Origin of the sequence: Bacillus cereus G9842, assembly GCF_000021305.1 — a bacterium.
In the GTDB taxonomy this organism is placed as follows: domain Bacteria; phylum Bacillota; class Bacilli; order Bacillales; family Bacillaceae_G; genus Bacillus_A; species Bacillus_A thuringiensis_S.
The window spans coordinates 5,263,115-5,288,292 of record NC_011772.1 but is presented as its reverse complement, the minus strand read 5'-3'; the positions used below and the strand labels follow the sequence as shown (position 1 = coordinate 5,288,292).

Sequence of the window (25,178 nt, the reverse complement as noted above, 5' to 3'; positions counted from 1 at the left end):
GAGACTGAGTATGTTTCGAGATAATCGTACAAATGAATTAGTTATATTAAAGGAAATTGCAGAAACATTAAATACATCAAATGATACATATCATGTATTGCAAGCAGTACTAGAAAAATTGCTCAGTGTAACAGGTTTAACGACAGGCTGGATTTTTCTTGCGGATGAAAATGGGAAGTATACGAAGGTGATCGATTACCAGTTACCAGAGGCACTTAAATATGAAAATAAACGCCCGATGTGTGAAGGTGAGTGTTGGTGTTTACGCGGCTTCGTAGATGGGAAATTAGAGAGAGCCGTTAATATTATTGAATGTAAAAGAATTAATAATGCAATTGAATATAATTGGGGAGATACAGAAGGAATTCTTCATCATGCTACGGTTCCTTTAAAGGCTGGAGGAGAGAAATTTGGTGTTTTAAATGTAGCTAGCCCAGGTAAAACACATTTTTCGGAAGAAGAATTAGTATTGCTCCAATCAGTTGCTTTCCAAATCGGGACGGCTTTAAAGCGAACAAAATTATATGAAAATGAAAAGCGAAGAGCACATTACTATGTGAAATTGGAGCGGTTTATTCAAGCTTTAAAAACGATTCATAAGTTTAATGTATTATCTGAAAAGGTGGTAAATCACGTAGGTGAAGTATTTCAGTGGAATCAAGTGGCGTTTTTTATTAGGGAAGAAATAGAGTTATCTTTGCGAGCTTCTTATGGGCAGGAAGAGTTACAAGAGGATGTAAAAGAAGCGGCAAAGAAGGCGTTAGAACAAGGTGAGCTAGCTCTATTAAAACGTGTAAATGGAGTTGTTATTGCTACGCCAATACATATTCAAAATCATATATTTGGTGTTTTATGTGTTAGTTTGAATAATGGAGAATTTGATGTTAATACAATAGATATAATTCAAGCATTATCGAATCACGTTTCATTAATAATAGAGAATCTAAGGTTAAACGAACAGCGCCGTGAACTCGTACGACTGGAAGAAAGAAACCGATTAGCAAGGGATTTACATGATTCTGTTTCGCAAAAATTATTTTCATTAACCTTTATGACAAAAGGGGCTGAGGCCGTTTTAAAAGGTCAAAATGAAAAGGTTGACCAATCTTTGCATGAGATGCGGGAACTAGCGCAAGGAGCTTTAAAGGAAATGAGAACATTAATTTGGCAGCTTCGTCCGGCAGGATTAGAAAAAGGTTTATTACCAGCTTTAAAGCAGTACGGTGAAAACTTGGGACTGAAAATTCGGGAACAAGTTACAGGTGTTCGTGATTTACCGCGTGTAGTAGAGGAAGCGTTATGGAGAATTGGACAAGAAGCTTTGAATAACGTAAGTAAACATGCGAATGTCAGAGAATCAACGATTTATTTCAAAGTGACAGAGAAGAATGTATCATTAGAAATATTCGATCAAGGAAACGGCTTTGTAGAAAAGGACATAAAAGAGAAGAAATCACTCGGCATGACTACGATGCGTGAAAGAGTAGAATTAGTTGGTGGAACAATTAAAATTGTAAGTAGTAAGAAGCGAACGAGCGTAAAAGTAAATGTACCATTATGATGTGAAAATGAGGGAAGTTTGTGAAAATAAAAGTATTGTTAGTCGATGATCATACAGTCGTTTTAAAAGGATTAGCATTTTTCTTAAGTACACAGGAAGATTTAACGTTAGTTGGAGAAGCAAATAATGGGAAAGAAGCGTTAGTGAAAGTAGGGGAGACGAATCCAGATGTTGTATTAATGGATTTATATATGCCCGAAATGGATGGTGTCGAGGCGACGGCGTGCATCAAAAAAGAATATCCGAATGTGAAAGTAATTGTATTAACTAGCTTTTCTGATCAGGCGCATGTTTTACCAGCGTTAAGGGCGGGGGCAAGTGGGTATATTTTAAAAGATGTAGAACCGGATCAGCTTGTTGAAGCTATTCGAAGCGCATATAAAGGTAATATTCAATTACATCCGGATATAGCAAATACTCTTCTCTCTCAAACACTACCTGTGGAAGAAAAGGAAGAAGAACCTTCTATTCAAGTGGATGTGCTAACGGCGAGAGAAAATGAAGTGCTGCAGCTATTAGCGAAAGGGATGAGTAATAAAGAGATCGCTTCTGTTTTAGTTATTACAGAAAAAACGGTAAAAGCTCATGTAAGTAGTATTTTGAGTAAGTTGAATTTATCTGATCGCACGCAAGCGGCGTTATATGCAGTGAAAAATGGAATTGTATAAGACAAAAGTCGTAAGACCTAGTTCGCCTTTAGAAGGTGGACTTTTTTTATGGAAAAATACGTCTATGTGAGGACGAAAATGTATTGATATAAAGATAAAATATGTTTGTAAGCAACAAAACAACAATTACAAGGGATACCTTTTTTGAAAGCATATAACAACATAAGAGTGAGTACTAGGAGGAAGAAATAATGGCAACAGTTTTATTTGTTAAAGCAAACAACCGTCCAGCGGAACAAGCAGTTAGTGTAAAATTATATGAGGCATTTTTAGCGAACTATAAAGAAGCACACCCAAATGATACAGTAGTAGAACTTGATTTATATAAAGAAGAATTACCATATGTAGGTGTAGACATGATCAATGGTACATTTAAGGCAGGTAAAGGATTTGATTTAACAGAAGAAGAGGCAAAAGCAGTAGCAGTTGCTGATAAGTATTTAAATCAATTTCTAGAAGCTGATAAAATTGTTTTCGGCTTCCCATTATGGAACTTAACGATTCCAGCAGTGTTACACACATATATTGATTATTTAAACCGTGCTGGTAAAACGTTCAAATATACACCAGAAGGTCCAGTTGGTTTAATTGGAGATAAGAAGATTGCATTATTAAACGCGCGCGGCGGCGTATATTCAGAAGGTCCAGCAGCTGAGGTAGAAATGGCTGTTAAATATGTAGTAAGCATGATGGGCTTCTTCGGTGCAACAAACATGGAAACAGTAGTTATTGAAGGACATAACCAATTCCCAGATAAAGCAGAAGAAATCATTGCTGCAGGTCTTGAAGAAGCAGCTAAAGTAGCAAGTAAATTTTAATTTAAATTATAATCGTCACTCAAAGAAACAGCATTAACGTTTATGTTAATGCTGTTTCTTTATATTTTCAGCTCGTCAGCAAGCTTTTCTAATGTATTTCGATCTTGTATATAATATGTTCGGCCTTCTTTTTTTAAATAATTTTGTTGGCAAAATTGGTTTAATACATATAAAAGATGACGATAGCTGACATTTAAGTATTCTGCAGCCTCAGTATGCTTTTCTATATAACAATTATTTTGTTCTGTTAATAAAATAAAAGCAGCTAATCGATTTTCGAAAGGATAACTATAGTTTTTTGCGTAATTTTCAGTGCGAGTAATTGTCTTTTCTCCAATAAATTTGCATAAGTGCTGTAAAAACGTTGCATCTTGTAATAAAAGTTGCTGACAATCTTTAAGAGGAAGTGCTAAACAAACACAATCTTCTAGTACTTCAACGGACTTGGTGATATTTTCTACTCCTATTAATCCTAATTCCCCGATAAAAGATGGTGCTTGAATAAAATTAATTAATGAAACTTTCCCGTTTTTATGATTCATATATATTTTTGCTTTCCCAGAAATTAAGTAATAGAGATAAGGGAGGGCGTTTCCTTCGCTACATATCATCTCTTTCGTTTGAAAAGAATGCAGCTCTACATATGGCAAGACATGAAATGAAAATAGGGTATGGAATTGATGGATTCGCATGTATTGATAAATTTCTTCTTCATTTTTGCTGATTTTCATATTTTCACCCCTATTTATAGTATGAGATATCTCCTATTATCTTTACAAGAAGGAATGATACGATTTATGTAAATTTGTTTTTGTAGAAAAGAGAGTGTGATGAATTTATGAAAAAATATAAAACATTGCTATTTGATGTAGATGATACATTATTAGATTTCCAAAAGGCTGAAAAAGTAGCTTTACAGGTGCTTTTTGAAGAGAAGGGAATCCCTTTAACAGAGGAGATAGGGGCTCGTTATAAAAAAATAAATAAAGGTCTTTGGAATGCTTTTGAAAAAGGTGAACTATCACGTAATGAAGTTGTAAATAAACGATTCTCTATGTTGTTTAAAGAGTATGGAGAAGAAGTAGACGGTATATTATTCGAAAATAATTATCGTAGCTACTTAGAAGAAGGAAATCAACTCATGCAAGGTGCGTTTGAATTTATAAATCAAATTCAAGGGGAGTATGAGTTGTATATAGTGACAAATGGTGTTTCTAAGACGCAAGATAAACGTTTGCGTAATGCAGGGTTACATTCATTATTTAAAGATGTTTTTGTTTCGGAAGATACAGGTTTTCAAAAGCCGATGAAAGAGTATTTTGATTATGTTTTTGAACGGATTCCTAACTTTGCACCTGAAGAAGGGCTGATTATTGGGGATTCATTAAGTGCCGATATTAAAGGTGGATATGTAGCGGGAATTGATACTTGTTGGTTTAATCCAGAAAGGAAATTAAATGATAGTGGGATTATACCGACATATGAAGTGCATAATTTTGAAGAATTATACGCTCTATTAAAACAGTTTGTTTAATGAAAATAGATGATTGGGGTTTATTTTACATGAATCATTTTTTCTAAAGGTCTTTTTCGAGTTAGTATGGAATATATTTCTTTTGTTGCTTTATATGAAATTGTTAATGTTTATTTTAGAACATTCAGAAAAAACTGTTTGACATTAGGAAATTATTGCTATAAAATCAACGGTAATTGCATAGTCTTATCAAGAAAAGGTGGAGGGACAGGCCCGATGAAACCTTGGCAACAGCCGTATAACGGAATTGTGCCAAATCCTGCAGGTAGTAATCCTGAGAGATAAGAAAGAGCCTTTAGAGCGTGTTTTCAAACTGCTCCTTTCTTGTTTTCAGGAAAGGGGCAGTTTTTTATTTTGTATAAAAGAAAGGAGAATGAGAGATGGGAGAATCATGGGGAAAAGGAACGATTTGTGTGCAAGGTGGCTATACGCCAAAGAATGGTGAACCACGTGTTTTACCACTTTATCAAAGTACAACGTATAAATACGATACTTCGGATGATTTAGCAGCCCTATTTAACTTAGAGGCAGAAGGATATATTTATACGCGTATTGGAAACCCTACTCTAGCTGCATTTGAGCAGAAGTTATCAGATTTAGAAGGCGGGGTAGGAGCTGTTGCAACGGCTTCTGGGCAAGCGGCTATTATGCTCGCAGTTTTAAATATTTGTAGTAGTGGAGACCATTTACTTTGCTCTTCAACTGTTTACGGGGGAACGTTTAATTTATTTGGGGTGAGTTTACGTAAGCTTGGCATTGATGTTACGTTCTTTAATCCCAATTTAACGGCAGATGAAATTGCGGCACTTGCTAACGATAAGACGAAGCTCATTTATGCAGAATCATTAGGAAATCCAGCGATGAACGTTTTGAATTTTAAAGAATTTTCAGATGCAGCGAAAGAGTTAGAAGTGCCTTTTATCGTGGATAATACATTAGCAACTCCTTATTTATGCCAAGCATTTGAGCACGGAGCAAATATTATCGTTCATTCTACGACGAAATATATTGATGGTCATGCAAGCTCTTTAGGCGGCATTGTCATTGACGGAGGGAACTTCGATTGGACAAATGGGAAATATCCTGAACTTGTTGAACCGGATCCAAGTTATCACGGCGTAAGTTACGTTCAAAATTTTGGTGCAGCAGCTTATATTGTGAAGGCGCGTGTTCAATTATTAAGGGACTACGGAAACTGTATGAGCCCATTCAATGCGTATATTAGCAATATCGGCTTAGAAACGCTGCATTTAAGAATGGAGCGTCATAGTGAAAATGCTCTCGTAGTTGCTAAGTGGCTTGCTAACCATGAACGTATTGAATGGGTGAATTATCCTGGATTAGATAGCAATGAAAATTACTCGTTAGCACAAACGTATTTGAAAAAAGGTGCTAGTGGTGTTTTAACATTCGGCATTAAGGGCGGATTAGAAGCGGCGAAAGAATTTATCGCAAATGTAAAACTAGCAACTCTTGTAACGCATGTAGCGGATGCACGAACTTGCGTTATACATCCTGCTAGCACAACGCATAGACAATTAAGTGCTGAAGATCAGCGTCTAGCTGGCGTTACATCAGATTTAATTCGTTTATCTGTTGGCATAGAAGATGTTTCTGATATTATTGCAGATTTAGAAGCGGCGCTAGTCGGAGGCAAAGAACATGCCGATCATAATTGATAAAGATTTACCAGCTCGCAAAGTGTTGCAGAAGGAAAATATATTTGTAATGACGAAGGAGCGAGCAGAAACACAAGATATTCGGGCATTGAAAATTGCTATCTTAAATTTAATGCCTACAAAGCAAGAAACAGAAGCGCAATTACTTCGTTTAATTGGCAACACACCGTTGCAATTAGATGTTCATTTGCTTCATATGGAATCACATTTCTCTCGCAATGTAGCGCAGGACCATTTAATGAGCTTTTATAAAACATTTCGTGATATTGAAAATGAAAAATTTGACGGGCTCATTATAACAGGAGCACCAGTTGAAACTCTTTCTTTTGAAGAGGTAGATTATTGGGAAGAGCTTAAACGTATTATGGAGTATTCAAAAACGAATGTAACATCTACGCTCCATATTTGCTGGGGGGCACAGGCTGGCTTGTATTATCATTATGGTGTTCCAAAGTATCCTCTTAAGGAAAAAATGTTCGGTGTATTTGAACATGAAGTTTGCGAGCAACATGTGAAATTGTTACAAGGGTTTGATGAATTGTTTTTTGCTCCCCATTCTCGTCATACAGAAGTACGAGAGAGTGATATTAGAGAGGTGACAGAATTAACATTATTAGCAAATTCTGAGGAAGCGGGTGTTCACCTGGTCATTGGGCAAGAAGGAAGGCAAGTGTTTGCCCTTGGGCATAGTGAATATAGTTGTGATACGTTAAAGCAAGAATACGAACGAGATCGTGACAAGGGATTAAATATTGATGTGCCAAAAAACTATTTTAAACATAATAATCCAGATGAAAAGCCCCTTGTTAGGTGGAGGAGTCATGGGAATTTATTGTTTTCTAATTGGTTGAATTATTACGTGTATCAAGAAACCCCTTATATATTGTAAAGAAAGATTGTGTAACACGTGGCAACGTTTTCCTTGTAAAGATTAACCTTTATTTTTCCGAATGTTCGAAATACATTGTTTTTCAGATTTTTTATTCATATAATTTCATCTAAACACAATTTTTGAGGGGTGGACAGTACTATGAAAGAAATTCAAGTTGGTTTATTAGGTCTTGGGACAGTTGGGAGTGGTGTAGTTCGTATTATTACGGATCATCAAGAAAGACTCATACACCAAGTAGGTTGTCCAGTGAAGGTAACGAAAGTATTAGTGCAAAACATTGAGAAAGAGAGAGAAGTAGAGGTACCTTCTACTCTATTAACACAAGATGCAAATGAAATTTTAGATAATCCAAATATTGATGTTGTCATCGAAGTAATGGGTGGCATTGATGATGCAAAATTATATATTTTACAAGCTTTAAAAAGCGGAAAGCATGTTGTAACTGCAAATAAAGACTTAATGGCATTACATGGAGCTGAATTATTAGCGACAGCAAAAGATAATAAAACTGATCTCTTCTATGAAGCGAGTGTGGCAGGGGGAATTCCAATTCTACGCAGTATTGTAGAAGGACTCTCTTCAGATCTTATTACGAAAGTCATGGGAATTGTAAATGGAACGACAAATTTTATTTTGACGAAAATGTCAGACGAAGGGAGAGCATATAACGACGTGTTAAAAGAAGCCCAACAACTTGGATTTGCAGAAGCAGATCCAACATCAGATGTAGAAGGTTTAGATGCAGCAAGAAAAATGACGATTTTAGCTACTCTCGGTTTCTCTACAAATGTAGAGCTTGGAGATGTGAGCGTAAAAGGAATTACCTCTATTACAGAGGAAGATATTGAATACAGTAAGAGCTTAGGTTATACAATTAAATTAATCGGTCTTGCAAAACGAGATGGTGAAAAATTGGAGGTTACGGTTGAACCAACTTTACTTCCAAATACACACCCTCTTGCGGCAGTACAAAATGAATATAACGCTGTGTATGTGTACGGTGAAGCAGTTGGGGAAACGATGTTTTATGGACCAGGGGCAGGAAGTTTACCGACAGCGACAGCTGTTGTTTCGGATTTAGTTGCTGTAATGCAAAATATTAGATTAGGGGTAACAGGAAATAGTGCTGTAGTCCCACAGTATCAAAAAGTATTAAAAGAGCCAGACGAAATAGTCGTGAAAAAGTTTTTAAGACTGCATGTAAAAGACGAAATTGGTGTATTTGCAAAAATTACTTCATTGTTCTCTGAGCGCGGAGTTAGCTTTGAGAAAATTATTCAAATGCCGCTTGAAGAGAAAGGAAAGGCTGAAATTGTAATTGTAACGCATCGTGCATCTCTTGCTGATTATGATTATATTCTACATACGTTGCAAGGGTATGAAGAAATAGATTGTTTGAAAGCGAACTATCGAATTGAAGGGGATGCTAAGTAGTATCTCTTACCATAAAACAGAAAGAGCCTATTAAGCAGCTTGCTTAATAGGTTCTTTTCTATTTAAAATCTGTGTACCAACTTGAATAAATGCTTGGATAATCCAGCCTGTTGTAAAGGATAAGATGATGGTTCCAAAATAGATAGGTCCATCTAATAAAAAGCTTAAAGTTAAAAATAAAAAGGCTAATGAAATCTCTGTTCTTCTAAACGTCCATTTTTTCTTCTCAGCAACGGTTAAAACGAAAGCTTCTTGAGGCGCTGCGCAAAGGTTTGTAGAGACGTAAAGACCAATTCCAGCTCCAACGAATAGATTTCCGCAAATAAGTGTTATATATTTTGGAAGAGAGCGGATAGCGTCCATAATAGTTATAATGGAACCAATCCAATCAACAAAAAGAGAAATAAGAACCATCGTTACAATTGTACCGATTGTAATTTGTTTTTTATTCCAAAAGAGTACGATAAGTGTAAAGGCAAAGTTAATCATGAAAATCCAAAAACCAATACTTATCCCAAAATTTTGATATAGTGCAATAAAGAAGGAATCATAAGGGCTAAGTCCAAAGGAAGTAATTGTCGTCATCATATTAATACCGATGGCAAGAATGAGTAAACCGCCAATGAAAAATATATATTCTAATTTGAATCGAAGCATAGTTGTATATCCTTTCTAAATGTATTTGCTAGGAAAGGATATATTGTGGAAAGCTTACCAGGTCAAGAGAGAATTTTTGTGAGAAGGGGAAAGTGAGATGACAAATATAAGAAAGATTGCTGAACTTGCTGGAGTATCTGTTTCAACTGTTTCACGTGTACTAAATAATCATCCGTACGTAAATGAACAGAAACGAAAAGAAATTTTAGCGATTATAGAAGAATTAAATTACACGCAAAACGTGAATGCAATTCATTTAGTGAAAGGAAAAACGAATGTAATTGGCGTTTTATTGCCACACGTAAATGATCAATATTATAGCGCTATTATTGAGGGGATATCAAAAGAAACGGCAAAGAATAATTATAATATGATGCTTTGCCAGACAAATTATAGCGAAGAAAGAGAACTAGAAATTTTAAATATGTTAAAAATGAAAAAGCTTGATGGGGTTATTATTTGTTCTCGGGCAAATAGTAAGGAGAAGCTTGAAGAATATACGAAATTCGGCCCGATTGTTATGTGTGAAGAAATAGATTCAAAATGCATTTCAAGTGTCCATATTGATTACTACAAAGTATTTTCACGTGGGATGAAAAGCTTAATAGATGCCGGTCATACAAGTATTGGATATTGTATTGGAAGAAGTAATAGCGTTAATAGCCAAAGACGAAAGAGGGCGTATGAAGATTCGCTTCAAAAGAGTATCGTAACACCGTTAGAGACCTGGAAATTTGAGGGGTGTTTTACAGTGGAAGATGGACGCAATGTAATTAGAGAATGGGCTCATATGTCAGTAAAACCGACGGCGTTCCTTGTATCTTGTAACCATATTGCAGCGGGGATGGTTACAGAAGCAAAAAAACAAGGAATTCGTATTCCAGAGGATATTACGATTATTGGGTGTGATGATCAAGAGGTGGCAGATATATTGGGTATAACGACGATTTCGCATTCTAGTAAAAACGTTGGATTGAAAGCGTTTGAATTATTATATGAAAAGATTAATGAAGAGAAATTAGATGTGAAGCATATAGAGTTATTACCAGAGTTAGTAGATAGAGAAACGACATAATTGAGAAGGTGTGAAAATCGCTTTTCAAAATTTCGTTTGGTATAATTATGGACAATCTATGAGGGCTAAAAGGGGTTTTGATATGAGATCAAAAGTAGTAAAAGTAATTCTACTCATTACAATTGCATCTTTCTGTTTATTTGCATATGGCTTTGTTTCAGGTGTAAATGATGTATTAAATCCGAAAGCTTCAAATTTAATTAAAAAGACCGATGTAGTGGCAAAAGAGAAAAAGAAAACGGGAACGTTACAAATCGTTAGTTTAGGTGATTCATTAACGCGTGGCGTTGGTGATAAAGAAGGAATTGGCTATGTTGGGCGAATGAAAGAGGATTTACAAAAAGATTATAAGCAAAAAATTGCATTAACAAATTTAGCAGTTAGTGGTGCAAAAATGCCCGATTTATTAAAACAAATTGAAAGTAATGGCGCTCAATATTCAATTAAGCAAGCAGGTGTAATCGTGTTAACGATTGGTGGGAATGATTTGTTCCCAGGCTGGGAATCGCTTGGGAAGATAGATTTAGATACGTATCGTCCTGACACAGAAACGTTTCAAAATGAAGCAAAGAAAATTATAGAAGAAATTCGTAAATTAAATACAGATAGTCCAATTTTTTGGCTTGGTTTATACAATCCTTTTGAAGATGTAGAAGATTTAAAAGGGTCTTCAAACATTGTTGTGGACTGGAATGCATCTTTAGAGAAGTTAGCGCTAAACGATAAAAATGTGTATATTACACCGACATTTGATTTATTCCAAAACCGCGGAAAAGATTTATTATACTCTGATCATTTTCATCCGAACGAAGTAGGTTATACGTATATGGCAGAACGTTTAGTTCAAAATGTTGTAAGTAAATTAAAACTAGAACAAGGAGGGGTAAAATGACGACGATACTTTCCGTACGAGACTTGAAGAAGGTAATTGGAAAGAAGACTCTTGTAGAGGACATTTCCTTTGATGTAAAGCAAGGAGAAGTGTTCGGGTTCTTAGGACCAAATGGTGCTGGAAAGACGACTACCATTCGAATGTTAGTCGGATTGATTACGGCGACAGAAGGTACGATTTCTATCGGTGGTTATTCGATTAAGGACAATTTCAGAGAGGCGATGCGTCAAATTGGGAGTATCGTTGAAAACCCAGAGTTGTATACATATTTAACAGGATGGGAAAATTTAAAGCAATTTGCTCGTATGTTAGGTGATATATCAGATGAACGTATTATTGAAATTGCTGAAATGGTTCATTTAGATGAAAGAATTCATGACAAGGTAAAAACGTACTCACTTGGTATGAAACAACGCCTTGGAATTGCGCAGGCGCTCCTTGGGAATCCAAAATTGCTCATATTAGATGAGCCAACGAATGGTTTAGATCCAGCAGGGATTAGAGAACTTAGGGAATTTATACATAAGCTTGTAAAAGAAGAAAATATGAGCGTGTTTATTTCAAGTCACTTGCTAAGTGAAGTGCAAATGATATGCGATCGCGTTGCTATTATTCATAAAGGAAAGATGATAACAGTTGCCAAGGTTGAAGAATTAATTAAAACAGCAAGTGATCGTGTAGAATGGATTGTTACACCAATTTCTAAGGCGAAAGATATGTTAGAAGCAGCCGAAGAAGTAAGAGAAGTGAGTGTAGAAGGCGAGCGATTATTATGCCGCATGGATATTGCATCTATAAGTAGTTGGAATAAACACTTGGTAGAAAATGAAATAGATGTACATAGTGTTAAGGAGCTTGTATTTACGCTAGAAGATTTATTTATTGAACTCACAAGGGGTGAGCAGCATGCGTGAATTTGCGAATCTAGTTTTAAATGAATCAGAAAAGATTTACCGTAAGAAACGTATTTTTGTTGTTATGCTTATTTTAGCAATCTTAATCCCGCTTTTTGTGTATGCGCAGTATCGCGAAATAGAAACGACACAAAAAAGACTCGGTACAACTGATTGGAAGGTTTCATTGCAACAGCAAATTGTTGATTCTCAGAACCGGTTGAATAATTCTAGATTGCCAGAAGAATGGCGTGATTGGTTAAAGGTAAGAGTTGAACAACAACAATATTATTTAGATCATGATATTAATCCGATGGCGCCAGGTGCACCGACTTTTGTCAGAGCATTTATTGAACAAGGAATTACATTGTTTATTCCGCTTCTCGTAATGATTGTCGCCATTGATATCGTTTCTGGAGAACGAAGTGATGGGACGATGAAGATGTTACTTACGCGGCCGATTCGGCGCTGGAAAATACTCCTTAGTAAATACGTGACGATGTTATTTTTCATTTCGCTCATACTGCTCCTTGTAGGTTTGTTTGCTTACATATTATCAGGGCTTGTATTTGGATACTCGGGATGGAATTTACCTGTTTTAACAGGATTCGTCATTGATAAGGAAACGTTAAATACGAACTTTGTGCACCTTATTCCGCAGTGGCAATACATCTTAATGGCGTATGGACTAGCCTGGTTTGTTGCTATCGTTGTCGGAACTATATCATTTATGGTCTCTGTTTTAATTCGTAATACACCAGCTGGTATGGGCGTTATGCTAGCTGCATTAATTGCAGGCGGTATCTTAAGCTCATTCGCAACATCTTGGGAAGGCGCGAAATATATTTTTAGCGTGAATTTATCATTAACGGATTATTTATCAGGAAAATTACCTGCATTACAAGGCTTATCAATGGGATTTTCTTTGATGAATTTAACTGTTTGGGCAGTTGTTTCTCTTATTATTTCGTTCTTAGTATTTACAAAACAGGATATGTTGAATTAATTGGACAGGAAGTGAAAGCATGGAAAATGTTTTAAGAAATGATTGGGGACCATTACTGGCACCAGAATTTGAGAAAGAGTATTATCTTACTCTATCCAGTTTTTTGACAGAAGAATACAGCACGCATGTTGTTTATCCGAAGGTGGAAGATATTTTTAACGCTCTTCAGTATACAAGTTATGAAAATACAAAGGTTGTTATTTTAGGACAAGATCCGTATCATGGACCGAATCAAGCGCATGGTTTAAGCTTTTCTGTACAACCTGGTGTTAAAACACCACCATCATTGTTAAACATGTATAAAGAGCTTCGAGATGAATATGGTTATGAAATTCCGAATAACGGTTATTTAGTAAAATGGGCGGAGCAAGGAGTATTACTACTAAATACCGTATTAACAGTTCGTCAAAGTGAAGCAAATTCTCATAAGGGAAAAGGATGGGAGCACTTCACAGATCGTGTGATTCAACTGTTGAATGAACGTGAAAAGCCAGTTATTTTCATATTGTGGGGGCGCCATGCGCAGGCGAAGAAGAAGTTAATTACGAATCCGAATCATCATATTATCGAGTCTGTACATCCAAGTCCATTATCAGCAAGACGTGGTTTCTTTGGTAGTAAGCCATACTCTAAAGTAAATACGATTTTAGCTAATATGGGCGAAAGAGAAATTGATTGGGAAATTCCAAATTTATAAATAGAAAAGGTAGTTAACAGTCGTTAACTACCTTTTTATTATTATTGCTCGTTCTTTAATTTTGCATCTAGTACAAAAGTACCAAATGGGATAACTGATGAAACGAATGCTCCAAGTGCCCATAAAATTGATTTACGGTGTACGATTGTTACTTGAATTACTGCAAAGATGAATAGAATAAATAGAACACCATGAGCCATGCCTGTAATTTTAACAGCTGTTGCAAATCCTGCGAAATATTTCAATGGCATTGCTACAAATAATAGTAATAGGAAAGAAATACCCTCAACTAGTCCAATTGCTCTTAATCGTCCGATTGGTGTAGATAACATAAAGTAGCCTCCTTTAACGTATGCTTGTATATAGTAAATTTGTATTCTTTTTCAAAATAAAATAGTCTATTTTGTTTCATTATATACAAAAAGAAAGTTTACACTACGAGAATAGTGCAAAGTTCAAAATATAGTCACAAAAGCATGAGAATTTAAATAAAAACCTATTTGAAGTATTTGACTTCAAATAGGTTTTGTGAATGAAAATATTAAACAAGTACATCCGTTTTTAAAACAAATTTCTCTACAACTTTTGCAACACCATCGTTCATATTTGTATCTGTTACGTAATTTGCAATTTCTTTAATATCATCAGGTGCATTGCCCATTGCAACGCCAAGACCAGCAAATTCAATCATTGCTTGGTCGTTATAGCTATCGCCCATTGCGATAACTTCTTCACGCTTAATGCCAAGCTTTTGAATCAGTTTGTTTAAGCTCGTTCCTTTTGTAACACCGGCTTCAGTAAATTCTAAGAAGAATGGTTTCGAACGCATCACGCTTAATTGGCCTTCTAGTTGTTTTTGTAGTTTCTTTTCAACTTCAACAAGGCGTTCAGCTTCTTTATTCATTAATACTTTTACTACAGGCTCTTTAACTGCGGCTTTAAAGTCATCTACTACAACAATTGGCATACCAGTAATATCGCCCTCAATTTCAGTATAAGGATTATTTTCTTCCGTTACGATATCATCGCCCATATAAGTATGAAGCCATACATCTTCAGTTTTACTAATTTCAAATAGGTTGTGAACGATTTCAGGAGATAGTGTACTACTAAAGATTTCTTCGTTTGTTTTACAGTTAATAATTTTTGCGCCATTAAAAGATAGAATGAAACTGCCGTATTCTTCTAAGCGAAGTTCTTTGGCTACATTGCGCATACCAAACGTTGGACGTCCAGAAGCAAGTACAACCTTTACCCCTTGCTCTTGTGCAGTCATTAACGCTTCTTTCGTACGAGGTGAAATAGTATGGTCATCACGTAATAAAGTATCATCTAAATCTAAAACAATCATTTTATAAGTCATATAGAAAATTCCTTTCTTTAATTGAAATCAAAATACATGTTCATGAAGATGTTGAGGAATAATAGTAAGACATCAAACCTCTTTGAAAAGAAGTAGATAAATCATTATGAGTGTGTTGCTCATAATATCGGTTAATAATCATTGGGGATGGATAAAACCCCAATGATTCAAGTTTGATTTTATCGTAACAACTCTAAAGGTAGAGTGCAATAATGGAAGTTTTCCAATTTACGATATTTGTTTTGCTGTGGAACGAGAAAATAGTATTTCTAGCAAAATGGCCATTACAGATCCAAGAACGAGACCGTTACTTAAAAACGATGCTAGAAATGGTGGAAGTGTGGAATATGCTCCTGCTGGAACAAACATAACTCCGACTCCTGTGAAGATTGAAAGACCGGCTACTTTAAATAATCGTTCTTTATCCTGGACAGTTTCGTATTCTCGAAAGGCAAGGCCAATCATGCTTGCGAATACAGGATAAATAGCGGCATAACCAACTGCAACAGGGATTGCTGCAAAGAATGAAGTGATCTTTGGAAATATACTAACGACAATAATAAAGCTTGACCCTAATATAAACGGGAGACGTTTATAAATATTAGTCGTTGCAATAAAACCTGCTGATCCAGAAATAGCGACAGGCCCAATAGCTGAAAATAGGCCGCCTAGCAATTGGTTGATTCCTGTTATAATGCCAGCTTGTTTAAAACGATCTGGTGCTGCATTCTTTTCATACTTAGAGACAATCCTTTGCACAACACGAATACTTGCTAACATATTTGTTAGAAGTAATAGTGTAACGAAAACGACCGTAATTGCCATGTTCCATTCAATACGAGGCATTCCGAAAACAAATAGAGACGGAAAACGGATTATATCTGTCACAGGCGTTACTGGATTTGATAACCCGAAGCATGCGAATAATATCCAGCCGCATACGATACTGAAAAGAACAGAATATTGTCCAATAATAGGTAGCTTCATGATGAAAAAGGATAGTAAAATAACAATGAGTGAAAGAATAAATACGTTAGGTTGTACTTCTGTATGTTTTCCATCAAGGCCAAACATTCCCTTTAAGAAGGAGCCACTAAGCTGCGCAACAAGAAGAAATAAATATGTTCCAATGACTGTCGGTGTAAAATAGCGAACGAGTTTATCAATAAGTCCAAAAGCGCTAAGAATAATACAAATAATACCGCTTAATAGGAAAGCATATTGAAGAACTTTAAGTGTCTCATTGTTTGATCCAAATAATACGACGCCTAAACTTGCGTAAAGGGAGAAAATTCCCCACCAAAGTCCAGCAGGACCTTCTTGAATAGGAAGTTTATGCCCAAATATAGCTTGCAAGAGACCAGCAAAGCCTAGAACAAATAATGTTCTTTGTACGAATGCGATAGCTTCAGCGCCATCAAGACCATAACTAGTTGCGACACTAATTGGTACAATAAGGCTTCCAGCTAAAATAAATAGTGCCCATTGTAAGGCGGAAAGAAATGTCTTCATTATATCAACCTCTTTCATAGATTCCGTATCTAGTATATACGTATTTTATTTCCACTGGCAAAGATTGTAGATAGAGAAAAGAGTTGAAATACGGTATGAATGCACGTAAGCAATTATGGATCGCAGTTATATGTATGACTTTTGTTGTAATTCTAGGAACGATAGGATTTATGACAATTGAAGAGATTAGTTTGTTTCAAGCATTTTGGATGACGATGATTACTGTATTGACTGTTGGATACGGAGATGCTGTTCCTGTAACGCAAGCGGGGAAAGTATTTGCGCTCCTTATTATTCCTGTTGGCGTAGGTATTGTTACGTATGCAATTGGGGTAGTGGCAGCTATGATTATTGAAGGGAATTTATTTCATGCAGTGCGGAGGAAGAAGATGGATAAACAAATAGCGCAGTTGAAAAATCATATTATAGTATGTGGTTGCGGTAGAGTGGGGCTTCAAGTTGTACATGAATTGCAAGAAAAGAAAATTCCATTTGTTGTTGTCGATAAAGATGAAAGTGTATTAGAGAAGGGAAAGCTTTTGTATATACATGGAGATGCGACGGAGGATCAAGTTTTACATCATGCTGGAATTTCAAAAGCGGCTGGTTTAGTTGCTATCGTAGCAAATGATGCTGAAAATGTATTTATTACATTAACAGCAAGAGGATTAAACGATGCAATTAAAATTGTGGCGAGATCTGAAAAGCCAGAAACTGAAGAGAAATTAAGGCGTGCGGGTGCAAATAAAGTTATTAATCCATCCAGTATGGCAGGAATTCATATTGCAAAAGGTATTGCGAATCCATTAACAGTTCATTATATTGATACAGTGCTGTATGGGATAGAACAGTCATTTGTCATTGAAGAAATTTTAGTTGGAAAAGATTCAATATTAGTTGGAAAAGATTCAATATTAGTTGGTAAATCGTTACTAGAGAGTGATGTGAGGAATCAGTTTGATGTAACGATATTAGCGATTTTGAGAAATGGGGATATTATACATAATCCAACGGGGCAGGAAAAACTGCAAGAACATGATATGATAATAGTATTTGGTTTAGTAGAGAAGCTGAAGCAATTTGAGAAAGAACTACAAAGTACGAGGTGATAAGGAATGCAAATATCGAGCGATAAGATTTTAAATAAAATGGCGAATGAAATTGCAAAGGCAAAAAGTAGTGAAGGACAAAAATCAAAAGATCATTTATTAGTTGTGCGTGCTTTATGCGATTTACTATTAGATGAACAGGTTGAATCTTCTACGTATAGGGAGCCGCAAATTCAATCGCAAGTAATTGGATCGCAGCCTATAAAGACAGTTCAACCAGTTATGCCAGTTTCTGGAGAACCTGTGTATATTAAAGAAGAAGGTGCAAATGGTAATTCTTTATTTGATTTTTAAGGATTAAATCGTTTGGCTTATATGAAAAAATTGCTTATGATAAAAGTAAAAAAGGGGAATTAAGATGAAAATTTTCTTTTTACTAGGTTGTATTGCAGCGGGGCTATCTGTTGCGTTAGGAGCCTTTGGAGCACACGGTTTAGAAAATAAAATTTCTGCGAAAATGTTAGAAGTTTGGAAAACAGGTGTTACATATCAAATGTTTCATGCAGGTGGACTATTCGTAGTTGCTTTATTGATGGATAAGGTTCAATCATCACTTTTAACTACTGCTGGTTGGCTTATGGTAGCTGGGATTATTATGTTTTCAGGCAGTTTGTATGCATTAAGTACGACAGGTATTAAGTTCTTTGGCCCAATTACGCCTCTTGGTGGCGTAGCGTTTATTGTAGCATGGATTTTAGTCGGAACTGCAGTTGTAAAAGGTTTATAAAAAAACAAAAGCTGGCATATGCCAGCTTTTTTTATGGTCTTGGAGCATAAGTTGCTTGTTGACTAGGTAAGTACGTAATTTCTTCGGGGAATTCCACATAATCTAAGTAAATCATTAATAGTAAAAAACGTTTCCCTGATTGTGGCTCACTAATTACAATATGATCGCGACCAGCTGCTTCGATAATACCTGTATACGATTGGGTACCGAGTGAGCTACCACGTTCATAAGTCATTACAACCGTAGCTTGCTTACCCTTGTTTAAACGAAGGATATTTTCAATATAGGATTGTTCTAATGGTAACATGCCTTGAGAAACGGCATATTGAGCTTGCGCCGCTTGTTGTTGCATTGCTTGCTGTTGTTGCTGTTGTTGTGGAGTCATTTGCTGCGGTTGTACATAAGTTCCAGATGGTTGATAAAATCCAGTTCCGTAATACGGGTTTTGTTGCTGTGCCATTCAAAAATCCCTCCTTATTATCAATCCTTAATATACGCTAGGACAATCTTCGCCAGATGGCTGGAAGAAGCAGTGCTTTTTGAAGCGACCAGAGTTTTGTTGATTATACCAAGTTGACGGACAAGGGCCTTCAGGTCTAAAAAACCATAAGGAAAAATTTGCAGGCCAAAAGCGTTGTCCCTGAATCGTTCGCCTTGCTAAAGCAATATCTTGTTCCCTTGCACGTTGATAAAAATACCCTTTTTGTGTTGCCTCAAAACCACCAGGATTTTGATACACCATTTGACGTAAATTACGTATTTTTTTAAAATCTAAACAATTTCCACGGACACGATTTACCCCAACGTTCCCGACCATCAACATCCCCTGTTGTCCTTCTCCTTCGGCTTCAGCACGCATCAGTCTAGCTAATAACTTTACATCTTCTTCGTTATAAGCAATAACGCCCATTATGTGTCACCTCTCTTTTTGGAATACCTTGTGGAAAGAGGTTTATCCCGCATTAACGGGCAGTAAGACTCCCACCTTAAAATTGGGCTGGAGCAAAGAAGGTGGGTGGGAGATCAAACTGCCCGTAAAAGCCCGATTAGTTCAACTAATAATCAGTGGGAATGAACAAAACCCCCACTGATTAAAGTTTCACTTTATCTCTAGATGAAGTGTGTAACAATTACTAGTTCATACGTATGAGGAAAAGGACTCAGATATGACAACCAAACGAAGTTTTACATGGAGAGAAGAAAATAAAAAAAGCTAGCGTGAGCTAGCTTTTCATCATTATTAAAATACTTTAGACCATAAGTTTGAGAAGAAATCTCCAATAGAGCGCATTGATAATACAAACCAATTTGCTTTTTCAACTTCTTCTGTCGTTTTTGCAGTAGCTTTCATACTTTTACTACCGTCTAAGAAACCATATTTATCAGTTGATTCTAAAGTAATTGAGCCTACTTTGGTATCTTTCTTAACAGGAGCAACTAAATGTCCATCTTCAGCAAGGGATTTATCTAATTCAGTCCCAATTTTATAAGGCTCTTTGCTACCTTTTTTCGCAATTACTGTTATTTCTTTTTCGGGTGCAACAGTTACTTGGTCTTCTTTCCCTTTTACTACAGAGATTGTATTGTTTTTATTAACTTTTAATTTTTGTTTTTCAAAGTTATTAAATCCATGTTCGATTAATTCACGAGATTCTGTGAAGCGTTCATCCATTGATTTTGTTTTAATAATAACCGAGATAAGACGAACATCACCACGTTTCGCTGTAATAGTGAACCCATATCCAGCGGTATCAGAACTACCAGTTTTTAAACCGTCCGTTCCATCATAAGAGAAGGCAGCGCCTGGTAACATCCAGTTCCAGTTTTCCATACGAATTGGTTTTGGATGATTGTCTGGGAAGTTTCTAAATCTTTGTTTTGTATCCTCTAGCATTTCTGGATACTTTGTAATAATCGTTTTTGCAAGAATACCCATATCGCGAGCTGACATGGAGTTTTCTCCGGTCGGATCTGTTCCTTCAGGATGTTTTCCTTTTAAATCAGCATTATTTAACCCGGTAGAGTTTACAAATTTATATTTCTTTAACCCTAGCTTTTTTGCATGTTCATTTGCAAGATTTAAGAAGTTTTTCTCACTTCCTGCAAGAAGTTCTGCTAAAGCAATACTAGATCCATTTGCAGAGAATATAACAATAGAATGATATAATTCTCTTACAGTATATTGACGTCCTTTTTCGAACGGTACATTAGAGAATTCATTATTACGAGAGACTTCATAAGCGTAATCAGAAATATTTACTTTCGTATCCCAAGTGATTTTTCCTTCTTTAATTGCTTCTAAAACAGCGTAAACAACAATTAATTTTGACATACTAGCAATAGCTAGCAATTCATCTGGATTTTGCTCGTGAAGTATTTTTCCTGTATCTGCATCAAATAAAAGTGCAGCAGCAGCCTCAATATGTATTTTTTCTTCCGCATGGGATGTTGTTACTCCTAAGGAAGAAATTGACAATACAAGCAATAGTAAAATAGACAAGATTTTTTTCATATAGATTATCACCTTCGCATCGTTATTTAGCATATAGCTCGTATCATTTTAGCATAAATTTGGATATAGAAAGGTTACAATTTTGTAAGGTATTTGAAAGAGATTTGTCGATTTTTGTTCAAATTTGCGGAGAAAAGCAGTTTTTTGAGGAGAAATATGGAGGGTAATAAAAAAAGGAACGAATTTCGTTCCTTTTTCACGATTTATATGTGTAAAAATTTCTCTACCTTTTCGTCTGGTAAAATGTTTCCAACGAAAAATGTTCCGAATTCACCATAACGAGCACTTACTTCATCGAAGCGCATTTCATATATAAGTTTTTTAAATTGAAGAACATCGTCAGCGAATAATGTTACACCCCACTCAAAATCGTCGAATCCAACTGACCCTGAAATAACTTGGCGTACTTTACCTGCGTATTGACGACCAATTTTACTATGACTGTACATCATTTTTTTACGCTCTTCCATAGGAAGCATGTACCAGTTGTCATCACCTTGGCGACGCTTATCCATTGGATAGAAGCAAATATGATTTGCTTTCGGCAATTCAGGATATAAGCGAGCTAAAATTTGCGGGTTTTGGTATGGATCCTCATCAGCTGGAAGATAGTTGCTTAGTTCAACAACAGATACGTAAGAATATGCAGGAACCATATATTCAGCTAAAGTTGTTTTATTCAATTCTGTCTCAATTTCATTTAACTCTTCCATTGTTGGACGTAAAATCATAAGCATAATATCAGCTTTTTGACCAACAACTGTATACATTGCATGACTACCTTTTTTCGCAGTAGCTACTTCGTTCCATTTTTCAACGACATTTAAAAATTCAGACACTGCTTGTCCGCGTTCGTCGCTAGATAATGTTTTCCATGCAGCCCAATCAATAGAACGTAAATCATGTAAACAATACCAGCCATCTAACGTTGTTGTTGCTTCACTCATTCTATTCACCTCAGTTAATGATAGTTTTACACGTTAACTATAGCATATATAGTTTTAAAATCATCTATATAAAACCTTGGCGCATAAAATTGTCACATTTAAATTTACTTGAAAATAGGAGGAGATAAGGATTAAAGGGGATTTATTTTTAGGCTGAATTTTATGAAAATATAATCATTTTCATTTTATCTATTTTTTGGGAGCTATAAGTTTAAAATATAGAAGAAAAGCAGTATTCTTAAAGATAGAGTTTTTTTAACATATGTAGGAGGGTTTATTCGTGAGCAACTTATTTACAACAGTAAAAGAAAAAGTTCAAGGAAAAGGCATTTCTATCGTACTTCCTGAAGGAACTGATGAAAGAATTTTAGGCGCTGCAGAGCGTTTAGCAAAAGAAGAGTTAGTAAAACCAATCTTAGTTGGTAATAAGGAAGAAATTAGCGCAAAAGCTGCTAGCATGAATTTAACATTAGCAGGCGTTGATATTTATGACCCAGCTACATATGAAGAAATGGATGCAATGGTAGCATCTTTCGTTGAACGCCGTAAAGGTAAAGCAACTGAAGAAGACGCTCGCAAAATCCTTAAAGACGAAAACTACTTCGGTACAATGCTTGTATACATGGGCAAAGCACACGGTTTAGTAAGTGGTGCAGCTCACTCTACAGCTGATACAGTTCGTCCAGCACTTCAAATCATTAAAACAAAACCAGGCGTTACAAAAACTTCTGGCGTATTCATCATGGTACGTGAAGAAGAGAAATATGTATTCGCTGATTGCGCAATTAACATTGCACCAAACAGCCAAGATTTAGCTGAAATTGGTATCGAGAGTGCAAAAACTGCTGAATTATTCGGTATTGACCCACGCGTTGCTATGTTAAGCTTCTCTACAAAAGGTTCTGCGAAATCTCCAGAAACAGAAAAAGTTGTAGAAGCAACTCGCATTGCAAAAGAAATGGCTCCTGAATTAACTTTAGATGGAGAATTCCAATTCGATGCTGCATTCGTACCATCTGTAGCTGAGAAAAAAGCTCCAGGTTCTACAATTAAAGGTGATGCTAACGTATTCGTATTCCCAAGCTTAGAAGCTGGTAATATCGGTTACAAAATCGCTCAACGTTTAGGTAACTTCGAAGCAGTAGGACCAATCTTACAAGGTTTAAACATGCCTGTAAATGACCTATCTCGTGGATGTAACGAAGAAGAAGTGTACAAGTTAGCTTTAATTACAGCAGCTCAAGCACTTTAATTCTATAATGAATTGAAATAAAGACCGTCGCTATAATAGCGACGGTCTTTATTTTTCTAAGCCAAGTGCTTTATTGTTACGATCAATAATCCGTTGTAAATTCGTCTCATATAAAGGTATTTCATCTATTGTTAATTGAGATGGTGTTAACTTCGGAGCGAATTGCTGCAATGTTTTTAAAAGGCGCATCATTAAATCTTGTACTGTAATGGTTTCGCCAAGTAATTCTGAAAGTGAAGCCATCGTACTCGGTACAATTTCAGGATACGTAAAGCGTGTTTCTTCTCCTTGAATGGCTAGGTTATAGAAATCACGAACGAGTGCGGCACGCTCAGAGCCACTTCCTGTAGCACAAAGATAAATTTGGACAGCGACACCCCCGCGAATACGGCGCTGTGAAATGCCAGCGAATTTTTGATCGCGAATACTTAAGTCATAGCTACCAGGACAGTAAGAACCTACAATTTCTTTTGCCTCGATAGTAACGTCGTAATCCTTTAACATCTCCTTAATTAAATGCCACATCGTATCGTATCCAAGATCAATATCGATACCTTTTTCTGTTTCTTGGAATAAAAGTGATACGTTTAAAACACCTTCATCAAGCACGACTGCAAGCCCGCCAGAATTACGAACAATAACATTGAAGTTGTTCTTTTTTAACAAGGAAATGCCTTCTTCTAAGTGTGGTAGGCGTGAATCTTGAATGCCAAGAACAATTGTATTGTGATGAACCCAAGAACGCATTGTTGCAGCTGATTGACCATTTCCAATGCTTGTGCACAGTGTGTCATCCATTGCGAATGACTGCAATGCATGGAATGTTGGTCCCAAACTAGATTGATCTACAATACGCCACTCTGGCTGAGATAAAATGGAACGGGAATTGCTCATATAACTAACCCCTTATCTTTAAAATGACAATCTCTATTATAGCAAAAAAATGAAGAATAGAGTTTTCTCATATATAAAGGGGAAGTTTAGATGTGAAAGAATAAAAAGGATGCATTATATGCATCCTTTTTATTCTGCAATTTTTTCTAAATTACCGTTTCGATCCATTCGGAAAGATGTTTGAGAACGTTCTTCGTCATCCATGACTGCCAACTTACGAGCTCGGTTCATAATGTTCATAAGTGTTTCGTAATCTTCTTGTACAGTATGAGATTGCTTTTCTAATTTTTCTAGTTTCTTTTCTAGTTCTTCATTTCGAAGGATTTGTGCTTTAATTTCTTGTTTCAATCTCGTATTCTCGTTTTCAAGAGCTGTTACTTTTATATTTGAGGATCCAACTGTTTGTAAGAAATAAATAACATCTTGCATTGTCATAGAGCTTTTTGCAACAGGAACGGTAGATTCTTGATATGGAATAGCTTCTTTATATTGTACAATTGATTCCTCTTGTACGAATTCTTCATAATCAGTTATCGAATCTGAAGCTGGTGGTGTATAAAGTAAACGTTTTTTCGCTTGCTCACCGCTTGCAGCGCGCATTTTATCTTTACGATGTTTTTTTGCTAGTTGAAGAGCTTGTTCATAGCTATAGCGAACGACAGCATTCCAGCGGAAACCACAAGCAGCGGATGTACGATTTAACTGATCCCCTACTTCCTCAAATGCATTTAATTGCGTACTTCCTTCTCGAACATGACGAAGTACCGTTTCAGCAAGTAATAAATCATCCTCATCTGTCCAAGCATCTTGTCTTACTTTCATAGATTCAACTCCCTTTCTTTTTATGAACTTCCTATTTTTATAATGGGCAAAAAAATAAACTTTTATACAAAGCTTTTAAAAATATGGTAGATTTCGATGAAAGGTAAAAATTTTCCCATGAATGGTGAGCGCTTCTGTAGGAGAGCATATAAATATGTAGCATTATGTAGAGAATAGGCCCTGTAGGGAAACTTGCAACGAGCTTCAAAGAACGGTAAAATACCATTTAGTGTT

The 25,178-nt window shown here is 36.0% G+C and carries 27 protein-coding genes and 1 riboswitch; of the genes, 16 read left to right on the top strand and 11 right to left on the bottom strand.

The window, feature by feature from the left end; genetic code table 11:
* Positions 1–10: 10 nt before the first annotated feature.
* From BCG9842_RS26780 to BCG9842_RS26770, 3 genes are all read left to right on the top strand, one after another.
* Positions 11–1,561, top strand: a complete 1,551-nt coding sequence (locus BCG9842_RS26780; protein WP_000488149.1) for a GAF domain-containing sensor histidine kinase — start codon at positions 11–13, stop codon at positions 1,559–1,561.
* 20 nt (positions 1,562–1,581) lie between these two features.
* Positions 1,582–2,229, top strand: coding sequence for a response regulator (locus BCG9842_RS26775; protein WP_000695816.1), 648 nt, complete (start codon positions 1,582–1,584; stop codon positions 2,227–2,229).
* A 191-nt stretch (positions 2,230–2,420) separates the two neighbouring features.
* Positions 2,421–3,047, top strand: coding sequence for an FMN-dependent NADH-azoreductase (locus tag BCG9842_RS26770; protein ID WP_000246720.1), 627 nt, complete (start codon positions 2,421–2,423; stop codon positions 3,045–3,047).
* Positions 3,048–3,106: 59 nt separating this feature from the next.
* Here BCG9842_RS26770 and BCG9842_RS26765 read toward each other — a convergent pair whose 3' ends face one another.
* Positions 3,107–3,778, bottom strand: a complete 672-nt coding sequence (locus BCG9842_RS26765; protein WP_000703316.1) for a transcriptional regulator YeiL — start codon at positions 3,776–3,778, stop codon at positions 3,107–3,109.
* Positions 3,779–3,885: 107 nt separating this feature from the next.
* Here BCG9842_RS26765 and BCG9842_RS26760 point away from each other — a divergent pair, with 107 nt between their 5' ends.
* The 4 genes from BCG9842_RS26760 (at position 3,886) to BCG9842_RS26745 (ending at position 8,586) form a co-directional block, all read left to right on the top strand.
* Complete coding sequence (locus BCG9842_RS26760) at positions 3,886–4,581, top strand: YjjG family noncanonical pyrimidine nucleotidase (protein ID WP_000760178.1); 696 nt, start codon at positions 3,886–3,888, stop codon at positions 4,579–4,581.
* Positions 4,582–4,764: 183 nt separating this feature from the next.
* Positions 4,765–4,869, top strand: a riboswitch (SAM riboswitch).
* 92 nt (positions 4,870–4,961) lie between these two features.
* On the top strand, positions 4,962–6,260 hold the full coding sequence (locus BCG9842_RS26755; RefSeq protein WP_000504772.1) for a bifunctional O-acetylhomoserine aminocarboxypropyltransferase/cysteine synthase: 1,299 nt from the start codon (positions 4,962–4,964) through the stop codon (positions 6,258–6,260).
* The gene (gene metA, locus BCG9842_RS26750; protein WP_001121543.1) at positions 6,244–7,149 is read left to right on the top strand and encodes a homoserine O-acetyltransferase MetA; all 906 of its coding nucleotides are present in this window, start codon (positions 6,244–6,246) and stop codon (positions 7,147–7,149) included. The genes BCG9842_RS26755 and metA overlap by 17 nt, the downstream gene beginning before the upstream one ends.
* 141 nt (positions 7,150–7,290) lie before the next feature.
* Positions 7,291–8,586 carry a homoserine dehydrogenase gene (locus tag BCG9842_RS26745; RefSeq protein ID WP_000659106.1) on the top strand — a complete coding sequence of 432 codons (1,296 nt, stop codon included), beginning with the start codon at positions 7,291–7,293 and terminating at the stop codon, positions 8,584–8,586.
* A gap of 30 nt (positions 8,587–8,616) precedes the next feature.
* Here the strand turns inward: BCG9842_RS26745 and BCG9842_RS26740 are convergent, their stop codons facing one another.
* Complete coding sequence (locus BCG9842_RS26740; protein ID WP_000943409.1) at positions 8,617–9,243, bottom strand: YczE/YyaS/YitT family protein; 627 nt, start codon at positions 9,241–9,243, stop codon at positions 8,617–8,619.
* A gap of 97 nt (positions 9,244–9,340) precedes the next feature.
* Here BCG9842_RS26740 and BCG9842_RS26735 point away from each other — a divergent pair, with 97 nt between their 5' ends.
* From BCG9842_RS26735 to BCG9842_RS26715, 5 genes are read left to right on the top strand one after another with little or no spacing between them, the layout of a single operon-like run.
* Positions 9,341–10,318, top strand: coding sequence for a LacI family DNA-binding transcriptional regulator (locus tag BCG9842_RS26735; RefSeq protein WP_000181962.1), 978 nt, complete (start codon positions 9,341–9,343; stop codon positions 10,316–10,318).
* A gap of 10 nt (positions 10,319–10,328) precedes the next feature.
* Positions 10,329–11,210, top strand: coding sequence for an SGNH/GDSL hydrolase family protein (locus tag BCG9842_RS26730; RefSeq protein WP_141526672.1), 882 nt, complete (start codon positions 10,329–10,331; stop codon positions 11,208–11,210).
* A complete protein-coding gene (locus BCG9842_RS26725; RefSeq protein ID WP_000207706.1) occupies positions 11,207–12,124 on the top strand; it encodes an ABC transporter ATP-binding protein in 918 nt (305 codons plus the stop codon). The genes BCG9842_RS26730 and BCG9842_RS26725 overlap by 4 nt, the downstream gene beginning before the upstream one ends.
* A complete protein-coding gene (locus BCG9842_RS26720; RefSeq protein ID WP_001206482.1) occupies positions 12,117–13,109 on the top strand; it encodes an ABC transporter permease subunit in 993 nt (330 codons plus the stop codon). The genes BCG9842_RS26725 and BCG9842_RS26720 overlap by 8 nt, the downstream gene beginning before the upstream one ends.
* 19 nt (positions 13,110–13,128) lie before the next feature.
* Positions 13,129–13,806 (top strand): uracil-DNA glycosylase, encoded by a 678-nt coding sequence (locus tag BCG9842_RS26715; protein WP_000432545.1) that lies wholly within the window; start codon positions 13,129–13,131, stop codon positions 13,804–13,806.
* Between the two features lie 41 nt (positions 13,807–13,847).
* Here BCG9842_RS26715 and BCG9842_RS26710 read toward each other — a convergent pair whose 3' ends face one another.
* The 3 genes from BCG9842_RS26710 to BCG9842_RS26700 all read right to left on the bottom strand — a co-directional run bounded on the left by BCG9842_RS26710 (position 13,848) and on the right by BCG9842_RS26700 (position 16,681).
* Positions 13,848–14,138, bottom strand: coding sequence for a DUF3817 domain-containing protein (locus tag BCG9842_RS26710; RefSeq protein WP_000953395.1), 291 nt, complete (start codon positions 14,136–14,138; stop codon positions 13,848–13,850).
* Positions 14,139–14,347: 209 nt separating this feature from the next.
* Positions 14,348–15,169, bottom strand: coding sequence for a Cof-type HAD-IIB family hydrolase (locus BCG9842_RS26705; protein ID WP_000221388.1), 822 nt, complete (start codon positions 15,167–15,169; stop codon positions 14,348–14,350).
* 228 nt (positions 15,170–15,397) lie between these two features.
* Entirely contained in the window at positions 15,398–16,681 is a 1,284-nt protein-coding gene (locus BCG9842_RS26700; RefSeq protein WP_000847020.1) for a purine/pyrimidine permease, read from the bottom strand.
* Between the two features lie 95 nt (positions 16,682–16,776).
* On the opposite strand from BCG9842_RS26700, the gene BCG9842_RS26695 reads away from it, so the two are divergent.
* The 3 genes from BCG9842_RS26695 (at position 16,777) to BCG9842_RS26685 (ending at position 18,517) form a co-directional block, all read left to right on the top strand.
* Complete coding sequence (locus tag BCG9842_RS26695; protein WP_000993977.1) at positions 16,777–17,790, top strand: potassium channel family protein; 1,014 nt, start codon at positions 16,777–16,779, stop codon at positions 17,788–17,790.
* A 6-nt stretch (positions 17,791–17,796) separates the two neighbouring features.
* Positions 17,797–18,084 carry a YwdI family protein gene (locus tag BCG9842_RS26690; RefSeq protein ID WP_001167339.1) on the top strand — a complete coding sequence of 96 codons (288 nt, stop codon included), beginning with the start codon at positions 17,797–17,799 and terminating at the stop codon, positions 18,082–18,084.
* Between the two features lie 64 nt (positions 18,085–18,148).
* Positions 18,149–18,517, top strand: a complete 369-nt coding sequence (locus tag BCG9842_RS26685) for a DUF423 domain-containing protein (protein ID WP_000688315.1) — start codon at positions 18,149–18,151, stop codon at positions 18,515–18,517.
* Between the two features lie 31 nt (positions 18,518–18,548).
* On the opposite strand, the gene gerQ is transcribed toward BCG9842_RS26685, so the two are convergent.
* The 4 genes from gerQ to hemQ all read right to left on the bottom strand — a co-directional run bounded on the left by gerQ (position 18,549) and on the right by hemQ (position 21,976).
* Positions 18,549–18,977, bottom strand: coding sequence for a spore coat protein GerQ (gerQ, locus tag BCG9842_RS26680; RefSeq protein WP_000068647.1), 429 nt, complete (start codon positions 18,975–18,977; stop codon positions 18,549–18,551).
* Between the two features lie 27 nt (positions 18,978–19,004).
* Positions 19,005–19,427 carry a cell wall hydrolase CwlJ gene (gene cwlJ, locus BCG9842_RS26675; RefSeq protein ID WP_000538164.1) on the bottom strand — a complete coding sequence of 141 codons (423 nt, stop codon included), beginning with the start codon at positions 19,425–19,427 and terminating at the stop codon, positions 19,005–19,007.
* A 330-nt stretch (positions 19,428–19,757) separates the two neighbouring features.
* A complete protein-coding gene (locus tag BCG9842_RS26670; RefSeq protein WP_000722876.1) occupies positions 19,758–21,029 on the bottom strand; it encodes a serine hydrolase in 1,272 nt (423 codons plus the stop codon).
* A 203-nt stretch (positions 21,030–21,232) separates the two neighbouring features.
* The gene (gene hemQ / locus BCG9842_RS26665; protein WP_001287595.1) at positions 21,233–21,976 is read right to left on the bottom strand and encodes a hydrogen peroxide-dependent heme synthase; all 744 of its coding nucleotides are present in this window, start codon (positions 21,974–21,976) and stop codon (positions 21,233–21,235) included.
* A 280-nt stretch (positions 21,977–22,256) separates the two neighbouring features.
* Here hemQ and pta point away from each other — a divergent pair, with 280 nt between their 5' ends.
* On the top strand, positions 22,257–23,228 hold the full coding sequence (gene pta, locus BCG9842_RS26660; RefSeq protein ID WP_000067215.1) for a phosphate acetyltransferase: 972 nt from the start codon (positions 22,257–22,259) through the stop codon (positions 23,226–23,228).
* Between the two features lie 48 nt (positions 23,229–23,276).
* On the opposite strand, the gene BCG9842_RS26655 is transcribed toward pta, so the two are convergent.
* Both BCG9842_RS26655 and BCG9842_RS26650 read right to left on the bottom strand, forming a co-directional pair.
* Positions 23,277–24,122: a lipoate--protein ligase family protein gene (locus tag BCG9842_RS26655; RefSeq protein ID WP_000071959.1), complete on the bottom strand. Its 846-nt coding sequence runs from the start codon at positions 24,120–24,122 to the stop codon at positions 23,277–23,279.
* A 129-nt stretch (positions 24,123–24,251) separates the two neighbouring features.
* Positions 24,252–24,944 (bottom strand): RsfA family transcriptional regulator, encoded by a 693-nt coding sequence (locus tag BCG9842_RS26650; protein WP_000868355.1) that lies wholly within the window; start codon positions 24,942–24,944, stop codon positions 24,252–24,254.
* Positions 24,945–25,178 lie beyond the last annotated feature (234 nt).

Excerpts from the sequence above, each read along its gene's own strand:
- BCG9842_RS26755 (WP_000504772.1), top strand. The coding sequence starts at position 4,962 with ATGGGAGAATCATGGGGAAAAGGAACGATTTGTGTGCAAGGTGGCTAT.
- BCG9842_RS26745 (WP_000659106.1), top strand. The coding sequence starts at position 7,291 with ATGAAAGAAATTCAAGTTGGTTTATTAGGTCTTGGGACAGTTGGGAGT.
- BCG9842_RS26770 (WP_000246720.1), top strand. The coding sequence starts at position 2,421 with ATGGCAACAGTTTTATTTGTTAAAGCAAACAACCGTCCAGCGGAACAA.
- metA (WP_001121543.1), top strand. The coding sequence starts at position 6,244 with ATGCCGATCATAATTGATAAAGATTTACCAGCTCGCAAAGTGTTGCAG.
- BCG9842_RS26720 (WP_001206482.1), top strand. The coding sequence starts at position 12,117 with ATGCGTGAATTTGCGAATCTAGTTTTAAATGAATCAGAAAAGATTTAC.
- BCG9842_RS26740 (WP_000943409.1), bottom strand. The coding sequence starts at position 9,243 with ATGCTTCGATTCAAATTAGAATATATATTTTTCATTGGCGGTTTACTC.
- cwlJ (WP_000538164.1), bottom strand. The coding sequence starts at position 19,427 with ATGGGCGTTATTGCTTATAACGAAGAAGATGTAAAGTTATTAGCTAGA.
- BCG9842_RS26690 (WP_001167339.1), top strand. The coding sequence starts at position 17,797 with ATGCAAATATCGAGCGATAAGATTTTAAATAAAATGGCGAATGAAATT.
- gerQ (WP_000068647.1), bottom strand. The coding sequence starts at position 18,977 with ATGGCACAGCAACAAAACCCGTATTACGGAACTGGATTTTATCAACCA.
- BCG9842_RS26735 (WP_000181962.1), top strand. The coding sequence starts at position 9,341 with ATGACAAATATAAGAAAGATTGCTGAACTTGCTGGAGTATCTGTTTCA.
- BCG9842_RS26705 (WP_000221388.1), bottom strand. The coding sequence starts at position 15,169 with ATGACTTATAAAATGATTGTTTTAGATTTAGATGATACTTTATTACGT.
- BCG9842_RS26685 (WP_000688315.1), top strand. The coding sequence starts at position 18,149 with ATGAAAATTTTCTTTTTACTAGGTTGTATTGCAGCGGGGCTATCTGTT.
- BCG9842_RS26715 (WP_000432545.1), top strand. The coding sequence starts at position 13,129 with ATGGAAAATGTTTTAAGAAATGATTGGGGACCATTACTGGCACCAGAA.
- BCG9842_RS26725 (WP_000207706.1), top strand. The coding sequence starts at position 11,207 with ATGACGACGATACTTTCCGTACGAGACTTGAAGAAGGTAATTGGAAAG.
- BCG9842_RS26760 (WP_000760178.1), top strand. The coding sequence starts at position 3,886 with ATGAAAAAATATAAAACATTGCTATTTGATGTAGATGATACATTATTA.
- BCG9842_RS26700 (WP_000847020.1), bottom strand. The coding sequence starts at position 16,681 with ATGAAGACATTTCTTTCCGCCTTACAATGGGCACTATTTATTTTAGCT.
- BCG9842_RS26655 (WP_000071959.1), bottom strand. The coding sequence starts at position 24,122 with ATGAGCAATTCCCGTTCCATTTTATCTCAGCCAGAGTGGCGTATTGTA.
- BCG9842_RS26765 (WP_000703316.1), bottom strand. The coding sequence starts at position 3,778 with ATGAAAATCAGCAAAAATGAAGAAGAAATTTATCAATACATGCGAATC.
- BCG9842_RS26670 (WP_000722876.1), bottom strand. The coding sequence starts at position 21,029 with ATGAAAAAAATCTTGTCTATTTTACTATTGCTTGTATTGTCAATTTCT.
- BCG9842_RS26650 (WP_000868355.1), bottom strand. The coding sequence starts at position 24,944 with ATGAAAGTAAGACAAGATGCTTGGACAGATGAGGATGATTTATTACTT.
- BCG9842_RS26710 (WP_000953395.1), bottom strand. The coding sequence starts at position 14,138 with ATGTTATCTACACCAATCGGACGATTAAGAGCAATTGGACTAGTTGAG.
- BCG9842_RS26780 (WP_000488149.1), top strand. The coding sequence starts at position 11 with ATGTTTCGAGATAATCGTACAAATGAATTAGTTATATTAAAGGAAATT.
- BCG9842_RS26695 (WP_000993977.1), top strand. The coding sequence starts at position 16,777 with ATGAATGCACGTAAGCAATTATGGATCGCAGTTATATGTATGACTTTT.
- hemQ (WP_001287595.1), bottom strand. The coding sequence starts at position 21,976 with ATGAGTGAAGCAACAACAACGTTAGATGGCTGGTATTGTTTACATGAT.